The organism is Microcystis sp. LE19-131.1A (assembly GCF_027532015.1).
GTDB lineage: Bacteria > Cyanobacteriota > Cyanobacteriia > Cyanobacteriales > Microcystaceae > Microcystis > Microcystis ichthyoblabe_A.
The window spans coordinates 1-3099 of record NZ_JAPZSS010000278.1; the positions used below are offsets into that span (position 1 = coordinate 1).

Consider the following 3099-nt stretch of genomic DNA (forward strand, 5'->3'; position numbering starts at 1 on the left):
TTTAGAATTTTATCATCAAGATACAGGAATCGGAGACGACGTTTTGGTCTGAGATTTAATTTAATCGCTGGCATTTACAACTACGAACTTGCTTTAGGCTATAATCAAGTAGCTGAATAAGACTTTTGCAGGAGGTCTAATCAGGCTATCCTGCTGACGAGAAATCTCTCAGATTTTGGGCAAATTGCCGGTTTAAGAGCAGAAGATTGGACGATTACAAGCAACTGAATTACCTATGGAAAACCAACTTTTGCAGCGAATCACCCTCGATTTAAATATCTGTCATGGCAAACCTTGCCTTCGAGGATTGCGTTATCCTGTTGAATTTATCCTAGAATTACTTAGTTCTGGCATGAGTATCGAAGATATTTTAGCCGACTACGATGATTTGGAACGGGAGGATATTCTAGCCGCGTTATTGTTTGCCACTCGATTAACTCAGGTAAAAAGCATCTACCAAATTGCACCATGAAGTTTTTAGTCGATGCCCAATTGCCAGTTGGTTTAGCTCGTTTTTTGCAAGCTGCTGGTCACGATACAATTCATACTAAAGATTTACCCCAACAAAATGCCACGACAGATGCAGAAATTAACGCTCTTTCAATTCAACAAAATCGAATTGTCATTACCGAAGACAGAGATTTTCTTGATTCATTTTTAATTAGTCAAGAACCTTATAAGCTTCTGCTAGTGACTACTGGTAATATTACGAATGTCGAATTAGAAGCATTATTTCAGAATAATCTAACCCAAATAGAAGCACTTTTTACTCAACATTCCTTAATAGAAATGAGTCGCAACTCAATCATCGTTCATCAATAATTTTACCCGGAGTGCTGTGTATGGTTTCATCAGTTCATCTTATGGCTTCTGGCTGGGATTTAGCAGTTAATAACCGCAATGGTCAACTCGCTCTTGTGGTTGAGGTCAAGTGCAAAACCAACGTATCCCAAGAATGGGCGGCAAAACTCCGACGCAATATTCTGGCACACGGTACTTTTGCCAAGGCTCCCTATTTTTTGCTGGTCTTTCCTGACAGATTTTACTTATGGAGTAATGTTGGGGCTTTTCAGGAGCAGAGTGAACCTAGTTATATGATTGATGCCAGTCCCATTCTTCAGCCTTATTTTCAACGAGCAGGGGTAACGAATGACCAAATTAGTAGGCAAAGTCTTGAACTAATTGTTGCTTCTTGGTTGGGAGAGATTATTTATTCTGAAAAGCCGCCTGAAGCTCTCGATGATTCTCAGCGTTGGTTGATTGATTCAGGGTTGTATGCTGCTTTAGCTGGAGGAAAATTTCAGCGTGAGGCAGCGGCGTGAATATCTATGTTGAAACAAATTTTGTTTTAGAGCTAACCTTCGAGCAAGAGCAGTGTCTAAGCTGTGAGCAGATTCTGCAACTTTGTGAAACAGGACAAGCCAAACTAATTATTCCAGCATATAGTCTAGCTGAACCTCACGAAAAACTGACTCGTCAAGCAAAGAGTCGTCGGGAACTTCAACAGTTACTAGATACTGAGTTACGTCAACTTTCACGCACAGCTTCTTATGCAAGTCGGATCAAGAGTATTCAAGATATTGCTAGTTTAATGGTGCAAAGCAATGAAGAAGAACGACATCGTTTTAATAAATATCGAGAACGCCTCCTCAAGGTAGGAGAAATTGTGGCACTTACTGCTGACATTTTAATCGAAGCAGCATCTTATGAAAAGATATATGATTTAACGCCACAAGATGCTCTTGTCTATGCCTCGGTACTTCATCATTTACGACGTTATCAGCCACAGCAGGCGTGTTTTTTGAATCGAAACTCAAAAGACTTTGATAGTCCTGACATTGTTGAAGAACTGAATCAATTCAACTGTAGGATGATTCCCCGATTTGATCGTGGTTACAGTTTTCTTCAGTCGCAGTTATCGTCCTAGTAGCTGAGATCAAGCTTTTTGGTTGAGTTGAGCGCTTTAATACTTAGGAGAAAACTGCTCGATTTAATAATTTGAGCGAAACCCAACATTCTTTAACGACATCGTAAGAATCATTGATTGTGCCTCATTTCCTCAAGGTTTCCTTCCCATTTAAGCTTACCTTTAAAGGCTTTAATTTTCTCCTGTTGTTTGAGCCGAATCAAAGTCTTAAGACCCAATTCAACAACTTCTTGTTTAGTCTTTAAACCAGTAGCTTTAAGAGCATCAGCCATGAGTTGGTCATCAATGATAATGTTAGTCATCATCCTATTCCTAGTTGTGTATAGTAGATTGTTAATATACACATTATATAGGGTTTGCTGAATAAATTTGAGATGTAAGCAAGGTAGAGATTTTGTGGCTTTTCTCGCTCCCACAGGTGCAAGATTGTGAGAGAATCGTCGTTCAAAATCTTGCGTCTTTATCGGCCCGCGTCCTGTAGGGGCGAAGCATTCGGACAATAACCTATCGGTGAAACTGTAGATTTTCTATCCGAATGCTTCGCCCGTACTTTTTGCCGCATACCCTATTTAGGAGAAAACTGCTCGATTCAATAATTTGAGCCAAAACCCAATATTTTTAAAGACATCGGTGCAGTTTCCCGCAAGTGTCGCTCATTTTTGATAGACAAAAGTTATTGCTGTCACCCCCAACACAACTTTACTGTCCCACCCGCCAAATTTTGATAGTTTTGTCAGCACTCCCACTAGCTAAATAGCGACCATCGGGACTATATGCCACTGACCAAAACGTCATATAATGACCAGTAAGGGTACGCACTTTTCCCGTTGCCACCTCCCAAATTTTGATAGTTTTGTCCTGACTACCACTAGCTAAATAGCGGCCATCGGGACTATATGCCACTGACAAAACCACCCCGGAATGACCAGTAAGGGTACGCAATCCTTTTCCTGTTGCCACCTCCCAAATTTTGATAGTTCTGTCCTTACTACCACTAGCTAAATAGCGGCCATCGGGACTATATGCTAGTGAATAGACCTCCTGCAAAAATAGGAACTGATTATGTACAATAAAGTAAAACACTCAGAAAAACCATGACTTACGAAAAAGTAAAAAATTTGAATCCAGAAGAGTTTAAACGCTTTTGTGGAGTATATCCTGAAACATTTAAG

Annotated in this window: 5 protein-coding genes and 2 pseudogenes; 5 read left to right on the forward strand and 2 right to left on the reverse strand. The window is 40.1% G+C overall.

Going from position 1 to position 3099, the window contains the following annotated elements; all coding sequences use genetic code 11:
- From O9323_RS19810 to O9323_RS19830, 5 genes and pseudogenes are all read left to right on the forward strand, one after another.
- A pseudogene (locus tag O9323_RS19810) lies at window positions 1–120 on the forward strand (IS5/IS1182 family transposase); the annotation flags it as partial.
- Between the two features lie 115 nt (window positions 121–235).
- Window positions 236–472: a DUF433 domain-containing protein gene (locus O9323_RS19815; RefSeq protein ID WP_002752166.1), complete on the forward strand. Its 237-nt coding sequence runs from the start codon at window positions 236–238 to the stop codon at window positions 470–472.
- Window positions 469–822, forward strand: a complete 354-nt coding sequence (locus O9323_RS19820) for a DUF5615 family PIN-like protein (RefSeq protein ID WP_002752167.1) — start codon at window positions 469–471, stop codon at window positions 820–822. The genes O9323_RS19815 and O9323_RS19820 overlap by 4 nt, the downstream gene beginning before the upstream one ends.
- A 20-nt stretch (window positions 823–842) precedes the next feature.
- The gene (locus O9323_RS19825; RefSeq protein ID WP_008207308.1) at window positions 843–1322 is read left to right on the forward strand and encodes a hypothetical protein; all 480 of its coding nucleotides are present in this window, start codon (window positions 843–845) and stop codon (window positions 1320–1322) included.
- Window positions 1319–1927, forward strand: a complete 609-nt coding sequence (locus O9323_RS19830) for a PIN domain-containing protein (protein WP_002752169.1) — start codon at window positions 1319–1321, stop codon at window positions 1925–1927. The genes O9323_RS19825 and O9323_RS19830 overlap by 4 nt, the downstream gene beginning before the upstream one ends.
- A 110-nt stretch (window positions 1928–2037) precedes the next feature.
- On the opposite strand, the gene O9323_RS19835 is transcribed toward O9323_RS19830, so the two are convergent.
- Together O9323_RS19835 and O9323_RS19840 are read right to left on the reverse strand one after the other, a co-directional pair.
- Entirely contained in the window at window positions 2038–2232 is a 195-nt protein-coding gene (locus O9323_RS19835; RefSeq protein WP_002752171.1) for a type II toxin-antitoxin system VapB family antitoxin, read from the reverse strand.
- A gap of 394 nt (window positions 2233–2626) precedes the next feature.
- Window positions 2627–2965: pseudogene (locus O9323_RS19840) on the reverse strand (WD40 repeat domain-containing protein); the annotation flags it as partial.
- Window positions 2966–3099 lie beyond the last annotated feature (134 nt).